The sequence below is a fragment of the Amycolatopsis speibonae genome (assembly GCF_042647925.1).
Lineage (GTDB): Bacteria > Actinomycetota > Actinomycetes > Mycobacteriales > Pseudonocardiaceae > Amycolatopsis > Amycolatopsis speibonae.
Window position 1 is genome coordinate 1 of record NZ_JBHRWK010000009.1, and the last position, 16,575, is coordinate 16,575.

Here is a 16,575-nt window from a genome sequence, read left to right on the forward strand (position 1 = left end):
CGGCATCACGGGGAAACGAAAATCGATAATCTCGTGCTCCTGTGCTCGCGTCATCACCGGTTGATTCACCGCAGCGAATGGAAAGTCCGGATAGCCCAAGACGGGCTTCCCGAATTCACCGCACCCGCCTACCTCGACCCGACAGGAGAACCCAGACGCAACACCATGCACCTCAGGACATAGGCCGACCCGCAAGCAGCCGACTACTTGCGCCACCCAACGAGCCGGAACCGCGCCTGTTGCCCCGGCCGAACCTGAGCGGCCAGATCCAGATCCGCTTCCTCCGCCACCGCGATCACTGCCTCGGCGACTGTGGCTGCGGCCTTACCGCCAGGCAAAGGCGCCAGCAAACAGAACCGGTCGAGCAGCTCGACCAGTCCGGCTTACCGGCTCCGGATCTCGGTGCCCTGCCGCAGATTCGTCACCAGTGCCGTCGACTTGCCCGTGACGGCGGCCGCGAGTGTCCGTTCGAGTCCCGGAAGGCGGGCCAGCCGGAGGAAGGCTCGGCGGGCCTGCAGGAGGAGCCGGTTCGCGGGCAGGAACCATCGGGCGCCCCGGCGGGCGACCTGCTGTTTCTCGGTCACCACTGGGCGGACCAGCCTTTCGTACTCCGCGAACGCGGCCTCGATCGACGGTGCTCGGGTGAGTTGTTCGGCCAGCACGAAAGCGCCCGCGATACCGAGTGAAGCGCCCTGACCGGCGAGAAGGGAGACGGCATAACAAGAATCGCCGACGAGAACGACTCGGCCGCGGCTCCACGACGACATTTCGATCTGGGCGACCTGGTCGTAGTACACCTCGCCGGACGGCGGGCAGAGCTCGAGCGCCTTGGGCACCGCCCAGCCGAGGGAACCGTAGGTCGCGCGCAGCGCGGCTCGTGTGTCGTCCGGCAGGGCGGGATCCGTCGCGCGGTGCACGGCGAACGCGGCGAGTTTGCCGTCGCGGAGACCGTAGAAGCCCATCTGCCTGCCGACGGTGTCGGTCAGGCAGAACCGCTCCCCCACCCGCGCGCGGATCTCTTCGTCCTCGAAGACGAACGCCGCGGTGTGGAACCCGAGATAGCGGAGGAAGCGGCTCTCCTCGCCGAAGACCAGCCGCCGCACGGCCGAATGGATCCCGTCGGCCCCGACCAGCAGATCGGCTTCGACCACCTCGGCGTCCGCCAAGGTGATCCGCACCCGGTCGCCGAGGTCCTCGACGCCCGTGACCCCGGCGCCGAACCGGACGTCCACTGTGGACGGCAGGCCCGTGCGCAGGACGCGTTCCAGGTCGGGTCGCATGATGCTGCACAGCCTGCCGCGCAACGACTTGGCGAACTGGACGTAGTCGATCGCCGCTCGTCGGCGGCCGTGGTCGTCCAGCAGGCTCGCTTCGTTCACCTGGTAGGCCGCGTTCTCGACCTGCGACAGCAGGCCCATCTCCTCGACCGCGTCGAAACCGGGGCCGAAGAAGTCGATCATGTAGCCCTGTTCCCGCGGTCCCGCGGCACGTTCCAGCACCACGACCTCGACGTCCAGCATCGCGAGCCGGTGCGCCAGCGCCAGACCGGTGATCCCGGCACCGCAGATCGCCACCTTCATGGATTTACCTCCCGTTCGTTTCAGCCGACCAGTCTGCGCAGGACGGCCGAGGGGACCTCGGCGCCGGACTCCGGTTCGAGCGCGCGATGCAGCAGAAGCCCGTCCACCGCGGCGAAAAGCACCGCGGCCGTGCCCTCGGCATCGGCGACTCCCTGCGCCGACAGCCAGCCGCCGAACCGGGCGCGCAGCTCGGCGAGGAGCTCACGGATGCCTTGGCGCAAGGTGTCGTCGCGGGTCGCGGCCAGGTAGGCCTCGGCGAACAGCAACGACATCGGGTCGGTGCCGGAGTACTCGCCGACCGACGCCAGCAGCGCGTCCACAGCCTCCGCGGGCGTCCCGGCGGTTTCCATCGCCGGCTCGAAAGCACCGGCGACCTCGCGCATCGCCCCCAGCACGGCCTCGATCATCAAGGCCTGCAGTGAAGGGAAGTGGTAATGCACGACGCTCGGCGTGACACCCGCGCGTTCGGCCAGGATCCGGGTGCTGACCGCGGACCAGCCGAGTTCGGGCACGAGCGCGACAGCCGCTTCGAGCAACCGCCGCCGTGCGACCTGACCACGTTCCGCGGCCGGGGAGCCTGCCACCATCATCTCCTAGGGCGTTCGTCCTGTACGACTGCCCTGATCGTATGCCCTGTTCCGTCTGGCGCGCAAACTCGGTGGTCACGGCGTCGTCCTCTCCCTACAGCTCGGTTGCCGACGAGGAGAGAAACGGAGCACGGTGAAACTGGACGGGTACAAGTGGCGCACGCGGATCAGCCAGGTCCGCCTCGGCGGGGCCGCCTACCGCGTCATCCGCCCGGCACGCCCTGCCTCCCACGGTCCGCTGATCGAAAGCTGGCACGGCGCGGAACTCGACGTGGACAAGGTGTCGGCACGCGAACAGAGCAACGAGGGTCCGGACCTCGACCTGGTCCTGCTGCGCCACAGTCTTCAGTTTCTTTTGTCCCGCTGGAAAAGTGTGCGATCACGCCTCGGCGCGGGTCGCCGCACACGGTGAGGCTGCCGCCGGACGCCTTCCCGGTCTTCACCTCTGAAGACCACCTGGATCACCGGCACGACCGCGACCAGCTTCGTGACGTCGCCGAAAACGGCCCTGCCAGGATCGGCGACTCGCGGGCCAGGCACTACTGCGCGGAAATCGGCCTCGGCCCGGCGTTCATCGTCCACGAGAAGAACGGCCTGCCCGGCGGCACGCTGCACGTCGTCCTCCGCGAAGACACCTGAAACGAAGACGCCTGAAACCCTGACGCGGCAAAAATGACCTCTTTCCGCGGCGCGACCGTCGCCAGGCTTACTCCTCCGAACCTTTGGAGGACACATGGTCTCAAAACCCCGCGTCGCACTGGGAATGCTCATCCTGGCCGCGCTGGCAGGCGGGCTCCTCGCGTTGCTCATCTCGCTCGAGGTGGGCGCTTTCTGGGCCAAGACGCTGCCGCTCGTCTTCCTGGTCGGCGGGGCGACCTTCGCCCAGTCCCTCGGCCTGTTCAACAAGTCCCGGAAGGACCAGGCACAGGACTAGCGCTCAGGGACCGGTCCCCTCGTTCGCCGTTAGCCTCCTGCCCGTGACCGAACTGGGTGCCTACGTCGAACGCTTCGAGACGAACTCGCGTAGCCGCGCGCTCCGAGGAGTGGCCGCGATCGTGATCGGCACGCCCATCGCCTTCGTCGGGGTCCTGCTGTTCGTGATGGGTCAGGAAGCCGGGGTCTCCGGCGGGGAAATGGTCGTCGGCCTCGTCATCGGCTGCGGGCTGGGGGTGGCGCTGCTGGGCGTCTGGCTCTGCTGGAACGCCGTCGGCAAGCGAGGCGAGACCTTCACCCTGTACGAGCAGGGTTTCGTGCACACCTGGCGCAAGTCGACCACCATCGTGCCGTGGACCGCGGTCGACGTGGTCATCGATCACACCAAGAAGAACGTCTTCGCCAAGGCGCTCGGTGGCGACGTCGGCTGCCTCGTCAAGCTCACCGACGGCCGGAAGATCCTCATCAACGGGTTCACCGAAGGCGCCGCCGTGCTGGCTCACGACATCTTCGAGGCCGTCGGGCGACGCCCCGTCTGAGCCGCGGCAACCTTCCGGCCCCGCCGCGCGTTCTCCTCAGAACGGGGAGGAGTGGGCCGTGGAGATCATCGTCGCGAACGAGCTGGGTGTCCGTGCGAGGGCTGGCGCCGTGTCCCGCTCGGGGACAGGCTGACGATGTCCCTCCTGGCGCCGACCTTGGGCGTGTTCCTGCGCGGCTTCGGTACGCGCGGGATGCTGGCGCGGTTCCTGACCGTCGACGACGAGGACGACTTCCGGGCCGAATCCGCGGAGACCATGCCCGAATTCGACGACCTGATCAGCGGCAGCCGCGACAAGCTCCTCGTGGACGCGCTGGCGGGACTGCACGAACGGCGACGGCACGAGCCCGGGACGATCGGAGTGGTCTACGGCGCCGAGCACATGCGCGCGGTGGTCCGCGAACTCCCTAGACGCGCTGAGGCGCGAAGGTCCGGCGGTAGTCCTGCGGGGAAACCCCGACCACCTTGTGGAAATGGTGGCGCAGCAGGGCTCCCGACCCGAAACCGCAGCGGCGCGCGACCTCGTCGATGCCCATCGTCGTCTCCTCCAGCAGGGACCTCGCGTGCAGCACGCGCTGCGTGGAAAGCCAGCGATGCGGCGTGGTGCCCGTCTCGGCGACGAACTTGCGGGCGAAGGTGCGCTCGGACATCCGCGCCCGGCGGGCGAGGTCGGCGACGGGATGCTCCTCCTCGATGGTGTCGAGCATCCAGGTGAGCACCGGCTGGAGACTGTCGCCGGTGCACTCGGGGATCGGCACCTCGACGAACTGGCGCTGCCCGCCCTCCCGTTGCGGCGGCACCACCATGCGCCGGGCGATCGCGGTGGCCGCGGCGGACCCGAGTTCGCGGCGGATGAGGTGCAGGCAGGCGTCGATGCCGGCGGCCGTCCCCGCGCTGGTGATGATGTCGCCGTCGTCGACGAACAGGACGTCCGGGTCCAGCCGGGCCTGCGGGAACCGCCTCCGGAACCGGTCGCTGTGCCGCCAGTGGTTCGTGCACCGCCGCCCGTCGAGCAGACCGGCGGCGCCCAGGACGAACGCGCCGGTGCAGACCGAAAGCAGCGTGGCACCCCGTTCCGAAACAGCACGGAGCGCATCGAGCACCGCGGGCGGGTATTCGTCGCGTACGTCGCAGGCGGGGACTACGACGAGGTCCGCGTCCTCGGTCGCTTCCAGGCCGTGTTCCGGGGTCACCTGAACGCCGTGACCGAGGCTGAGCGACTCCCCCGCCCGTTCCCCGCACACGCGGAAGTCGAGCAGCGGCACTCCGTCATCGGTCCGGTCGTAGCCGAACACCTCGCAGACGACCCCGAACTCAAAGGGGGCGAAGTCGTCCAACAGCACCACAGCGACGCTCTTCAGCATGACCGCAGCATAGCTGGCAGGATTTTGACGCACAACGACAGAACTGCCACTTCTGGCAGGATGTCGAGCGGCGCAAACTTACTGCCATGACCGCAATCATCGTCACCCTCGCCTTCATCGCCCTCGTCACCTTCCTCCTGGAGCGCAACCACGCGCGGCAGGGACGCCCGGACGCCGCAGGTGGCGACCCGCTCAACCGGCCGTTCTGGAGGGGTGGCACCACCGCCTGAACACCATCGGGCACCTGACGTTTCCGCGGCCCGGTGTCACGAGCGACACGTTCCCCGCCGAGACCGGCGATACAGCCTGCATCCACCGAGGTCAGGCCCGCAATCGCCGGTTTAAACCTTTCCGCCCGTATTTTCTGCCGGTTACCAGTTTTCTGGTTAGGGTGCAGTGGTGCAAACGGGTTAACTCGGGCGGAAGGAGATCGCGCCGGTCATCGGCGCGGCTGAAACATGAGTTCGCAGGACGGCAAACCAGCGGAAGAAGAGGTAGTCGCGGGGACCGCGACAGACCTCGCCAACGCACCGGACACGACAGGTCCGGGCCACCCGCCCGATGAGCACGTCCCCCTCGACCTCGCCGCCGACCGCCCCGCCGAGACCGACCGGACCGTTTTCGGTATCGCCGCCGGCCTCGCGCTCGCGATCATCGTCTGGGGTGTGCTTTCCCCGGACAGCCTCTCGAATGTCGCGTCGTCTCTGCTGAACGACGCCGTGATCCCTTACGGCGGTTGGGCTTTCGTGCTGACCGCCAGCGGTTTCGTGATCTTCGCGGTCTGTCTGGCCATCAGCCGGTACGGCCGGATCCCACTGGGCGGGGACAAGGAACTGCCCGAATTCCGGACGTCGTCGTGGATCGCGATGATGTTCAGCGCCGGGATGGGCATCGGCCTGATGTTCTTCGGCGTGTACGAACCGGTCTCCCACCTCGCGAGCCCGCCCCCGGGCACCGCGGCCCCGAACTCCGACGAAGCCGTCCACACCGCGATGGCGACGACGCTGTTCCACTGGACCGTGCACCCGTGGGCGATCTACGCCGTCGTCGGCCTGGCGATCGCCTACAGCACCTTCCGCAAGGGCCGGACCCAGCTGATCAGTTCGGTGTTCGCGCCGCTGATCGGCAAGCGGCGCACCGAAGGCCCGCTGGGCAAGGCGATCGACATCATGGCGATCTTCGCCACCCTGTTCGGTTCCGCCGCGTCCCTCGGCCTCGGCGCACTGCAGGTCGGTGGCGGCATGGGCGCCGTCGGCTGGATCGACGACCCCGGCAAGGGCCTGCTGGTCGCGATCATCGCGATCCTCACCGTCGCGTTCATCGCGTCGGCGGTTTCCGGTGTGGCCAAGGGAATCCAGTGGCTGTCCAACATCAACATGGTGCTCGCCGCGGTGCTCGCGGTGTTCGTGCTGGTGGTCGGGCCGACCGTGCTGATCCTCAACATCGTGCCGGGCGCGATCGGCGACTACTTCCGTGAGCTGGCGGAGATGTCGGGCCGCACCGGGATGACCGGCGGCGACGAGATGCAGACCTGGCTCGGTGGCTGGACGGTCTTCTACTGGGCGTGGTGGATCTCGTGGACGCCCTTCGTCGGCATGTTCATCGCGCGGATCTCCCGCGGCCGCACCATCCGGCAGTTCATCTTCGGCGTCATCGCGATCCCGAGCGTGGTGAGCCTGATCTGGTTCGCGATCTTCGGCGGCGCGGCGATCAGCAGGCAACGGGCCGGGACGGACATCGCGGGCGCGGGCAGCGCCCAGTCCGCGACGTTCAAACTGCTGGAAACCCTGCCGTGGTTCGTTCCCATCGCGATCCTCGTGATGCTCCTGGTGTCCATCTTCTTCGTCTCCGGTGCGGACGCGGCGTCGGTGGTGATGGGCACCCTGTCCCAGCGCGGGAGCGTGCATCCGAGCAAGAGCGTCGTCATCTTCTGGGGCGTGCTGATGGGTGCCGTCGCGGCGGTGATGCTGCTGGTCGGCGGGGACAAGGCGCTGACAGGCTTGCAGAACCTCACGATCCTGATCGCGGTGCCGTTCGTGTTCGTGATGGTCGGGTTGTGCGTATCGGTCTGGAAGGACCTGCGCAACGACCCGCTGATGAAGCAGGAAGACGCGATGATGCTGTCGCTGAAGGAACTGCACGAGGAACGCACCAACGGCCACGGTCGCCGTCGCACCATCCTCGGACGGTCGAAGCAGCGCACCTGATCACAGGTGAGTACAGGAAGGCCCCCTTCGCGCGGAAGGGGGCCTTCCTGTTTTCAGTGGGGGGGCAGCTGGCCGACCTGGTAGTGCCCGGCGGGCTGCCGGGTGATGACGTTCAGCCGGTTGAAGGCGTTGATGAGCGCGATCTGGGTCACCAGCGCCATGAGCTGCTCGTCGTCGTAGTGCTTGGCGGCGGCCTCCCACGCCTCGTCGGTGACACCGGCGCTGTCGGCGAGGCGGCAGCCCTGTTCGGTGAGTTCCAGCGCGGCCCGCTCGGCCTCGGTGTAGACCGTCGCCTCCCGCCAGCACGCGACCAGGTTCAGCCGGACGGCCGTCTCCCCCGCGTGCGCGGCTTCCTTGGTGTGCATGTCCAGGCAGCCCGAGCAGCCGTTGATCTGGCTGGCCCGGATGTTCACCAATTCCCTTGTCGCGGCGGGAAGTTCGGTGCTTTCGAGAACCTTTCCCGCCGAGACGAGGTGCTTCACCAGCTTCGGCGCGAGAGCGGTCTTGAAGAGTTCGAGTCGTGCCTGCATGGGATTCTCTCCTTCTCGTCTGTGTTCACTTACTTCGACGAGGGGGCCTCGAGAGAGGTAACACCCATGGCCGCGAGGCGACGTGGATCACTCACGGAGTCGATCGCGACGATGCGGCCGTCGACGACGGTGCACGCCATCACGCCGCCCAGCCTGCCGCGCTTGTCCCAGGTCACGACGCCGGGTTTGCCGTCGACCAGCGCGGGGCGCAGGGTCGCCACGGCACGGGCGCCGCGCTGGACCCGCGTGGCCACTTCGGCCGCGCCCAGCCGTACGACCACACCGCGCGGGGTCTGCGAGCGCCATGTCACCTCGGGGTCGAGCAGCTCGATCAACCCGTCGAAGTCGCCTTCGCGCGCTGCCGCGAGGAAAGCGTCGACTACACCTCGCTGCTGTGGTTCGTCGACCGGACGCCGTCCCTGCACCTTCCGGCGGGCGCGGCTCGCGAGCATCTTGGCGGCGTCCGCGGATTTGCCGAGAATCTCGCCGACCTCGACGAACGGGACCGCGAACAGGTCGTGCAGCACGAAGGCCAGCCGCTCGGCCGGGCCGAGGGTGTCGAGCACCACGAGCAGCGCCAGCCCGACCGATTCGGCCAGCAGCGCGTCTTCTTCCGGGGACTCCTCGAACACCAGCAGCTCGGGCGGGTCTTCGTAGGAGTCCTCGGGGCGGGTCTTGCGGGAGCGCAGGACGTCGATGCAGACGCGGCCGACGACGGTGGTCAGCCAGCCGGACAGGTTGTCGATCGTGTCGGCGTCCTGGCGGGCCAGCCGCAGCCACGCCTCCTGGACGGCGTCCTCGGCGTCCGCACGGGAACCGAGCATGCGGTGGGCCACCGCCACCAGACGGCCGCGCTGCTCCTCGAACGCGCTGGCCAGGGCCTCGCCGGTCATGTCGATACCTTTCTCGCGCCGATCCGTCATGGACATGACGAGACCGGCGCGAGAAAGGTAACCGATTCGCTCAGAGCTCCCGGATGGGCGTCTTCACGGTCTTCTTCATGCCGGGGTTCTTCGTCTCCGGCTTCTTGTTGGGCTCCGGCTCCGCGGTCGGGCCGCCGATGCCGGAGTCGATCGCCGCCGTGACGATCAGGTTCCGCTCGTCGGACGAGAGGGTCTCGCCGTCGAGGAGTTCCTGTGTCACGGCCCGCACGTAGGTCACGAACTGGTCGTTCGACGAGTAGTCGGACTCGTCGTCGATCACGTCGTTGATCGTGCAGCCGTTGCCGGTGTCGCGGTTCTCGACCTGGCTGTCCGCCGAACCGAGGATCACGGTGTCCCGGACGTCGGAGTCCGGACAGGCGTCCGGCCCCGGCGGCGCGGCGACGATGGTGAACGCGCCGCCCTGTTCCGCCGAGACGTTGCCCGCCTTGTCCGACGCGCGATACGTCAGCGTGTGCGTGCCCAGCGCGGTCACCTTCACCGGCGCGGTGTAGGCCGTCCAGGCCCCACCGTCCAGTTTGTACTCGACCTTGTCCACACCGGATCCGGTGTCCGTCGCGGTCAGGTTGATGGTCGCGTCTTCGATGTACGACCAGCTTCCGTCCAGATCACCGCTCACCACCACGGAAACGACCGGTGCTGTGCTGTCGTCGCCTTCGACGATGGTGAACGTCGCCGTGCCTTCGGCCGAGACGTTGCCCGCCTTGTCGGTGGCCTTGTAGGTCACCGTGTGCGCGCCGACGACGGTCAGCGCGAGCGGCGCCGAGTACGTCAGCCACGGGCCACCGTCCAATTTGTACTCGACCTTGCCGACACCCGAACCGGCGTCGGTGGCCGCGAGGGTCACCGTCGCCTTGCCGACGTAGTTCCCGGCGGTGTCCTTGTTCCCGGTCACCTCGGAGGTCACCGTCGGGGCGGTGGTGTCACTGCTGACGACGGTGAAGTGCGCCATGCCCTCCGGCGAGACATTGCCCGCCTTGTCCGACGCACGGTAGGAGACCATGTGCATACCCGGCGCGGAAACCGCGACCGGGCCGGTGTACGCGGTCCACGCGCCCTCGTCCACTTTGTACTCGACCTTGTCGACACCGGAGCCGGCGTCGGTGGCGGTGAGCTTCACGGTGGCGGCGTCGAGGTAGTTGCCCGCACCGTCCTTGGTCCCCGTCACCTCGGAGGTCACCGTCGGCGGGGTCGTGTCACCGGGCTGCCCGGTGACGACGCTGAACGACGCCATCCCTTCCGGGGAAACGTTCCCCGCCTTGTCGGTCGCCTTGTAGTGGACCATGTGCGAGCCCACGGTGTTGACCACCACGGGCGCGGAGTACGCGGTCCAGGCGCCGCTGTCGAGCTTGTACTCGACTTTGTCCACACCGGACTGACTGTCGCTGGCGGCCAGGTTCACCGTCGCGGAACCGACGTAGTTCCCGGCGGTGTCCTTGGTGCCGGTGACGTTCGCGGTCACCGTCGGCGGGGTCGTGTCGGCGCCGCCGCCGTCGGTGACGACGAGCTCACCGACCATCTTGCTGTGCCCCTGGATCGTGCAGTAGAAGCGGTACTTCCCCGGGGTCAGCGTCACCGTCGCCTGGTGCTCGCCGTTCTGCTCGTCGTAGGGGTTCGCGAGGATGTTGAGGTTGACGTCGTGGTTGTAGCCCGCGGTCGTGGTGTCGAACGTCAGCGTGTGCGACATCGTCGAGCCGAGCGCTTCGGTGTTCTTGAACAGGATCGTGGTCTCACCGGCGACCGCGGTGGTCGGCGCGCTGAGGTAGTGGTCGGTGCTGTCTCCGGCGGTCCATTCCAGGGTCTGGACGGGCGCGGCGACGGCGGGTGCGGCGGAGCCCGGTAACACCAGGCCGGCTATCGCGAGCGTCGCGGCCAGCAGGGCCACGACGAGGGTTCTTGGGGACATCGCAGGGAAACCTTCCGTACAGGGAGACCGGCCGGGCGCGAGGGAGGTCGCGCCCGGCCGGCTTTCGCGCTACAGCTGCCGCACCCGGATGTTGCGGAACTCCATCAGGTCGTTGTCGCTGTGGTTCTGCAGACCGATGAACCCGCTGACGAACTGCCGGAAGTCGGTCGACGGGTCACCCGCGCGCGTGGACTGGATGCCCGGCGCGTTCTCGAACTCGTTGATCACGACGCCGTTGCGGATGATGGTGTACTTCTGCCCGACGACCTTGACCTCGTACTCGTTCCAGGTCCCCTTCGGCTTCACACCCGCCTGGTCCAGCGGCCGCGGGTCGAAGTTGTAGATCGACCCGGTCTTCTGCGGTTCACCGGTGGCCCCGTCGTACAGCTGGACCTCGTGACCGCAGTAGATCGCGACCCAGGCCTGCGACGTCTTCGCCGACCCGACCGTGCCGCAGCTGCCCGGCGGACGCTGCTCCAGCGGAGTGCGCGGGTCCGGGAACCGGACGAACACTCCGCTGTTGGCACTGCCCGTCGGCGCGACGTCCTTGAACTGCAGCTTCACCGAGAAGTTGCCGAACTGCCGTGCCGAGTACCAGAGCATGCCCAGCCCACCCGACGGTCGCAGTGACCCGTCCGGCTGGATGGCGAACTGCCCGGACGGTGCCTGCGACCAGTTGCGGAAGGATTCCGCCGTGCCGTCGTAGATCGCGTCGTAGCCGGTGACGCCCTTGTTGCCGATGGGCGACGCGGCGGCCGCGGCGTTGATCTTGTCCGACTCGGCCGAGTTCAGCACGCCGAGGTCGCCCAGGCGGTCCACGGCCTGGGTGACGTGGTTGACGAAACCGGCGTGGGAGGTCCACGTGCTCTCGTCGTCGATCATGTCGTCGACCGTGCAGCCGCCACCGGCGTTCCGGTTGGTCACCCCGGTGTCGGTGTCACCGATGGTCACCGTGGTACCGGGATCCGCCACGAAACACCCGATGCTGACCGAGTTCCGCGTGGTCACCGTCTCGCCGTCCGCGTAGGTCACGGTCAGCTTGGCGGTGTAGAGCCCGGTGCGCGGGTAGGTGTGCCGCGGGTCGGCCTGCGTCGAGATCGTGCCGTCGCCGAACTCCCACTTGTAGGAGACGCCGCCGGACTTCGACCCGGTGAAGGCCGCGGTGAGCGGCTTGTTCTGCACCATCGTCGACATCGCCGCGGCGGACGGGGTCGCCTCGCCGCCGGTGTAGCTGATCTTCACCAGCTTCTGGTTGTCCTGCAGGGTGAAGAAGCCGCTGCCGTAGTCGAGCGCGTACAGCGCGCCGTCCGGACCGAACTCGGCGTCCATCCAGCTCTGGAGCTTCGCGTCGCCGCCACCGGTCGGGATGATCTGCCGCAGGGTCTCGGCGAACATCGGCGGGTCCTGCTTCGCGACGCCGTTCGGGTCGACGGTGACCGCGATCCGGTTCTGCCCGTTGCTCTGGTCACCGATGAACCACTTGTCGTTCCAGTACGACGGCCACGCCACCCCGCTGGTGGTGTTGACCAGGTCGCGGTGGTACGTCGGCCCGGTCATGACCGCCTGGCCGCCGCCCTTGAGGTAGGGCTGCGTGTAGGTGGCCTCGGCCGCGTTGTACGACGGGACGGAGCTGTTGGGACGGTTGGGGAACACCGGCCCGCCGCCGTCCGGCGAGTACCAGATCATGTTCTTCTTGACCGGCGGCAGGTTCACCAGACCGGTGTTGCGCGGCGAGGTGTTGACCGGGTTGTCGCAGTCGTACCAGCCGGTGAGCACTCCGGCGTTGGTGCTGCTGCGGTCGCGATAGGGCTGCTTGTTGCCCATGCAGTACGGCCAGCCGTGGTTGCCCGCCTCGGTGATGATCGTGGCGGTCTCGTACTTGGCCGGGCCGAGTTCCGGGCTCGGGGTGGACGCGTCCGGACCGACCCACGCGGCGGTCAGCCAGTTGGTCTTCTTGTCGACTTGCAGACGCGAGATGTTCCGCACGCCCATCACGTAGATCTCGGGCCTGGTCTTGTTCCCGGGGTCGTTGGCCTCGGGGAACAGGTTGCCCGCCGGGTTGGTGTACGTGCCGTCGGCCTCGGGGTGGATCCGCAGGATCTTGCCGTTGAGGTCGTTGGTGTTACCGGCGGTGCGGCGCGCGTCCTGGAACGAGACGCCCTTGTAGTCCTCGGTCCAGTTGTTGCCGGAGTACCCGTTGGAGCCCTGCGACGAGTTGCTGTCACCGGACCCGACGAAGAGGTTTCCGTCCTTGTCGAAGGCCATGCCGCCACCGGCGTGGCAGCAGCTGTGGATCTGGACGTCCCAGGACAGCAGGTCCTTGCGGGTCGCCTGGTCCAGCGTCTGCTTCTTCAGGTCGTAGCTGAACCGCGAGACCGTGCGCTTGCCGATCTGCTTGTCGCGGTCGATCGACTCGTGCGGCATCCAGTAGGCGTACATGTAGCCGTTTTCGCTGAACTTCGGGTCCAGCTCGAGCCCGAGGAGGCCTTCCTCGTTCTTGACCAGTTCGTCGCCGCTGCCGCGGTTGCCCATCACCTTGAGCGTGGTGAGCAGCTTCGGCTTCTTGCTGACCGGGTCCCACTGGTGGATCGTGCCGCAGCCGGCGCCGATCTCGGGGTTGCTCCAGTCGTTCGGCGCGGGCACGACGTTGCCGGCGCAGGCGGCGCGGCCGATGTAGAAGACCTTGCCGTCCGGGGCGATGGTCAGGCCGTGCGGTTCGCCGATCTGGTCCATCTGACCGGTCTGGTTCTTCGCGGTCAGGCGCTCGACCTTGTAGTTGGCCGCGATGCCCGCCTTGCAGTCCCCGCGCACCATGCCGGTGGTCCACTTCAGCGCGCCGAGGATGTGGCTGCGGAACTGGGCTTCGCCGTAGCTCGCCTCGGTCCGGCCCATGCCGGAGTAGAAGGAGCGGCCGCCGTCGTAGTCACGGCACCACGAGATCGGGTGGAAGGCGCCGTTCGCGCCGACACCCGGCTTGTAGCCCGCTTCTTCGACCTGAGCGACGGTGTGGACGGTGCCGACCGGGTTGACCTCCCAGTTGAGCCACCGGTCCGTGCGCACCCACTTCTGCGGCAGCCCCGCCGTCGTGGGGTTCGCCTTGTCGAGGACGTCGACCGTGGCCTCGGCCGGCGCGTTCTCCGGTGGCGGCGGGGTGTTCGACTGGTCCTTGAACAGTTTGAAGTCGGCCAGCTGGGTGGCCGATTCACCGGCGTTGGCGGTGATGTTCAGCCGGTAGTTCGAGTAGGCCGTGGTGTTGGCGAAGGTGAAGGTCCGGTTCTGGAACCGGTCGGCGAACACCTCGTTGGTGCGGGTGTCCAGATCGGTCCACGCGGTCCCGTCGTTGGAGCCCTGCAGGGTCCAGCTCTTCGGGTCACGTCCGGCGAAGTCGTTCGCCGAGACGAGCGCGTAGCTGCTCACGGCGACCGGGGCGGCCAGCTTGTAGGCGATCCAGGCGGTGTTCGTGAAGGCCAGCCACTTGGTGTTCTCGTTGTTGTCGGCCAGCTTCTCCTTGCCCTCGTTGGGCGCGTTCTCCGCGCTCGCGGTGACAGCGGCGACCGCTTCAGGCGTGGGACGTGCCCCCACCGGACGGGCTCCGATCAGGCCGGAGAACCACTGCGAACCGTCCTGGGCGCGTGCGGCGTCCGACAGTCCGAGGAAACCGCCGCCCGCCTTCATGTAGTTCTGCAGCGAGGTTTCCTGGTCGCGGTTGAGCGTGATGCCCTGCGCGGAAAGGAATACGACGCCGCGGTACTTCGCGAGGTTCGCGCTCGTGAACACCGTGGGGTCCGAAGAGGACGCCACGGAGATCCCGTTCGCCTGCCCCAGGCTCGCGATCGCGTCCGTGGCGCGCAGGACGGGGTCCTTCTGGTCCGCGGCGGTGCCGTGGAAGACCAGGACGTTGACCGGGACGTTCGTCGCGGCTTCGGCGGTCACCGGTGCGATGGCCAGCGGAAGCCCGGAGGTGACGACGGCGCCGACCGCCAGCGCGGCCAGTGACCGTCTGCGGAGACGGCGTTGCGAGAAGATTCGTCTCAAGTTCTCGCTCCTTTCAAGACTGGTGGTGGGAGTGGGCCGAAGCGCCGGTGGCGTCCGGCTTGGCCGCGGTGGTTCCGTGCTGGTGTCCCTTGAAGCGGTCGATCGCGTCCTGGGCGCCCGCGGGCATCCCGCCGTCGGCGTTGCGGACCAGGAACACTCCGGACATGCCGTCGTCCGAGTGCTGCTGGACGTGGCAGTGGTACATCCACGCGCCCGGCCCGACGCCGTCACCGGCGATCACCTGGAACCCGAAGGAGTTGCCCGGGTCCAGGGTCTTGTTGTCGAGGATCGGGGCGTTGTCGGTCGCGCTGGTGAGCATGCCGGTGCGGGTGTCCGCCCAGCGGTGCGCGTGCAGGTGGAAGGTGTGCATCAGGTTGCCGTGCCCGATGCAGATGAACTCGACGCGTTCACCCAGGTTCGCCTCGAAGATCGGGGTGTTCGGGGCGACCTGGTGGTTGATCCACATTTCGGTGAACACCACGGTGAACTGCTTGCTGGGCAACAGATCCCCGCGCTTGCGCACGATCAGGCCGCCGTAGAGACCCTTCATCAGGCCCACGGTGCCGTGGTCCCCGCCGAACGCGTGGTCGTGGTAGTGCCAGTAGCCCGCGCTGCCGGGCATCCAGAAACCGTTGGCCGCCTGGTAAGCCGTCCGCGTCTTCCAGGTGTAGGTCTTGGTCTCGTAGGGCTTGTTGAAGGAGTCGTTGAACGGCGAGCCGTCCGACTTGGTGTCGTAGTTGACGCCGTGCGGGTGGATCGAAAGCCGCTGGTCGGTGTTGTTGACCAGCTCGATCACCAGCGTGTCGCCCTCGTAGCACTCCAGGAGCGGTCCGGGGATCGTCGGCTTGCCGGGCTCCAGCCCGTAACCGACCCGGGTCGAGCCGGGAACGTAGTCGGCGTACACGGTGATGTTGCGGGTCATCCCGGCCGCGGCCGCGGGTGCCGAACCGGCGCTGGCCGACACCACGACCGGGGCGATGACCCCGGCCGCGGTGCCCGCGAGCATCGATCTGCGGGACAGCCCGCGTTTACTCTTGTCCATGGTGGATTCCCCAGCTAGAAGCGGACGTTACGGAGATAGGTGAATCCGGTCTGGGCGGTGCTCAGGGGATCCGTGGGGTTGTCGTGTTCGACGATGTACTCGTGCAGGTTCGGGCGGGTGCGGCCGAAGATGCGCGGGAAGTCGATGACACCCTTGCCGGGGTCGACCATCTTGCCGTCCGCCGTCCGGTCCTTCACGTGGTACTGCACCACGCGCGGGAAGTGCTGGCGGTACAGCGAAATCGGGTCGACGCCGCCTTCCACCGCCCAGAACAGGTCGATCTCCAGGTGCACGTAACGCGGATTGGTGCCCCTGGTGAGCACGTCGTACGGGCGCACGCCGTCGATGGCCGCGAACTCGTGGGCGTGGTTGTGGTACCCGAGCGGGATCCCGGCCCGGCGGAACTTCCGCGCCGCCGTGTCGAGCCGTCCGGCGAACTGCTTCCAGCCGTCGATGGTGTCGAAGGCCGCGAACGGCACGTTGGCGCGGGTGTTCCCGAGGACCTTCGCGTCCGCGATGGTCTTGTCGAGGTCACCGTCGATGCCGACGTGCGTGGACGTCGCCTTGATGTGGTTCTTGTCGAGCAGACCGCGGAACTCCTGCGCCGTACGGCCGTAGGTGCCGGCCAGTTCGACCTTCCGGTAACCGATGTCCGCCAGCGCGGACAGGGTTCCCGGCAGATCGGCCTGCAGCGCGGTGCGCAGGGAGTAGAGCTGGATGCTGATCTTCTCCACCGGGACCCGGCCGTGACCGTGGCCGTAGCCGTGACCCTGTGTCTCCGCTTGCGCCGCCGGGGCGGCGTCCGCCAGTCCTGGCAGGGCTACCGCCGCACCGACCGCGACGGCCGCCGTCGTGGCACCTCGCAGGAGCGACCGTCGAGAGTGGAACCGCTCAGCTTCTTCACCGCACATG

The 16,575-nt window shown here is 67.8% G+C and carries 16 protein-coding genes and 1 pseudogene; 7 read left to right on the plus strand and 10 right to left on the minus strand.

Annotation, left to right across the window (positions count from 1 at the left end; translation table 11 throughout):
• A pseudogene (locus tag ACFOSH_RS04290) lies at positions 1-183 on the plus strand (HNH endonuclease signature motif containing protein); the annotation flags it as partial.
• Positions 184-383: 200 nt separating this feature from the next.
• Here the strand turns inward: ACFOSH_RS04290 and ACFOSH_RS04295 are convergent.
• A complete protein-coding gene (locus tag ACFOSH_RS04295) occupies positions 384-1,580 on the minus strand; it encodes an FAD-dependent monooxygenase (protein ID WP_378237322.1) in 1,197 nt (398 codons plus the stop codon).
• A gap of 20 nt (positions 1,581-1,600) precedes the next feature.
• Positions 1,601-2,170, minus strand: a complete 570-nt coding sequence (locus tag ACFOSH_RS04300) for a TetR/AcrR family transcriptional regulator (RefSeq protein WP_378237323.1) — start codon at positions 2,168-2,170, stop codon at positions 1,601-1,603.
• Between the two features lie 130 nt (positions 2,171-2,300).
• Here ACFOSH_RS04300 and ACFOSH_RS04305 point away from each other — a divergent pair, with 130 nt between their 5' ends.
• The 4 genes from ACFOSH_RS04305 (at position 2,301) to ACFOSH_RS04320 (ending at position 3,639) form a co-directional block, all read left to right on the plus strand.
• Positions 2,301-2,579 (plus strand): hypothetical protein, encoded by a 279-nt coding sequence (locus ACFOSH_RS04305; protein ID WP_378237325.1) that lies wholly within the window; start codon positions 2,301-2,303, stop codon positions 2,577-2,579.
• Complete coding sequence (locus tag ACFOSH_RS04310; protein ID WP_378237326.1) at positions 2,576-2,806, plus strand: hypothetical protein; 231 nt, start codon at positions 2,576-2,578, stop codon at positions 2,804-2,806. The genes ACFOSH_RS04305 and ACFOSH_RS04310 overlap by 4 nt, the downstream gene beginning before the upstream one ends.
• A 94-nt stretch (positions 2,807-2,900) precedes the next feature.
• Positions 2,901-3,101, plus strand: a complete 201-nt coding sequence (locus tag ACFOSH_RS04315; protein WP_378237327.1) for a hypothetical protein — start codon at positions 2,901-2,903, stop codon at positions 3,099-3,101.
• 43 nt (positions 3,102-3,144) lie between these two features.
• Complete coding sequence (locus ACFOSH_RS04320; RefSeq protein ID WP_378237328.1) at positions 3,145-3,639, plus strand: hypothetical protein; 495 nt, start codon at positions 3,145-3,147, stop codon at positions 3,637-3,639.
• A 36-nt stretch (positions 3,640-3,675) separates the two neighbouring features.
• Here ACFOSH_RS04320 and ACFOSH_RS04325 read toward each other — a convergent pair whose 3' ends face one another.
• Together ACFOSH_RS04325 and ACFOSH_RS04330 are read right to left on the minus strand one after the other, a co-directional pair.
• On the minus strand, positions 3,676-4,020 hold the full coding sequence (locus ACFOSH_RS04325; RefSeq protein ID WP_378237329.1) for a hypothetical protein: 345 nt from the start codon (positions 4,018-4,020) through the stop codon (positions 3,676-3,678).
• 25 nt (positions 4,021-4,045) lie between these two features.
• The gene (locus ACFOSH_RS04330; protein WP_378237330.1) at positions 4,046-5,002 is read right to left on the minus strand and encodes a GlxA family transcriptional regulator; all 957 of its coding nucleotides are present in this window, start codon (positions 5,000-5,002) and stop codon (positions 4,046-4,048) included.
• Positions 5,003-5,088: 86 nt separating this feature from the next.
• Between ACFOSH_RS04330 and ACFOSH_RS04335 the strand changes: the two genes are divergently transcribed.
• Both ACFOSH_RS04335 and ACFOSH_RS04340 read left to right on the plus strand, forming a co-directional pair.
• Positions 5,089-5,232 carry a hypothetical protein gene (locus ACFOSH_RS04335; protein WP_378237331.1) on the plus strand — a complete coding sequence of 48 codons (144 nt, stop codon included), beginning with the start codon at positions 5,089-5,091 and terminating at the stop codon, positions 5,230-5,232.
• A 228-nt stretch (positions 5,233-5,460) separates the two neighbouring features.
• Entirely contained in the window at positions 5,461-7,209 is a 1,749-nt protein-coding gene (locus ACFOSH_RS04340) for a BCCT family transporter (protein WP_378237332.1), read from the plus strand.
• 53 nt (positions 7,210-7,262) lie between these two features.
• Here ACFOSH_RS04340 and ACFOSH_RS04345 read toward each other — a convergent pair whose 3' ends face one another.
• The 6 genes from ACFOSH_RS04345 to ACFOSH_RS04370 all read right to left on the minus strand — a co-directional run bounded on the left by ACFOSH_RS04345 (position 7,263) and on the right by ACFOSH_RS04370 (position 16,574).
• A complete protein-coding gene (locus ACFOSH_RS04345; RefSeq protein ID WP_378237333.1) occupies positions 7,263-7,739 on the minus strand; it encodes a carboxymuconolactone decarboxylase family protein in 477 nt (158 codons plus the stop codon).
• A 29-nt stretch (positions 7,740-7,768) separates the two neighbouring features.
• Positions 7,769-8,632 (minus strand): sigma-70 family RNA polymerase sigma factor, encoded by an 864-nt coding sequence (locus ACFOSH_RS04350; RefSeq protein ID WP_378237334.1) that lies wholly within the window; start codon positions 8,630-8,632, stop codon positions 7,769-7,771.
• Between the two features lie 70 nt (positions 8,633-8,702).
• Entirely contained in the window at positions 8,703-10,586 is a 1,884-nt protein-coding gene (locus ACFOSH_RS04355) for an OmpL47-type beta-barrel domain-containing protein (protein WP_378237335.1), read from the minus strand.
• Positions 10,587-10,655: 69 nt separating this feature from the next.
• Positions 10,656-14,621, minus strand: coding sequence for a ThuA domain-containing protein (locus ACFOSH_RS04360; protein WP_378237336.1), 3,966 nt, complete (start codon positions 14,619-14,621; stop codon positions 10,656-10,658).
• A gap of 13 nt (positions 14,622-14,634) precedes the next feature.
• On the minus strand, positions 14,635-15,663 hold the full coding sequence (locus ACFOSH_RS04365) for a multicopper oxidase domain-containing protein (protein WP_378237337.1): 1,029 nt from the start codon (positions 15,661-15,663) through the stop codon (positions 14,635-14,637).
• 14 nt (positions 15,664-15,677) lie between these two features.
• Positions 15,678-16,574, minus strand: a complete 897-nt coding sequence (locus ACFOSH_RS04370) for a sugar phosphate isomerase/epimerase family protein (RefSeq protein WP_378237338.1) — start codon at positions 16,572-16,574, stop codon at positions 15,678-15,680.
• Position 16,575: the final 1 nt, after the last annotated feature.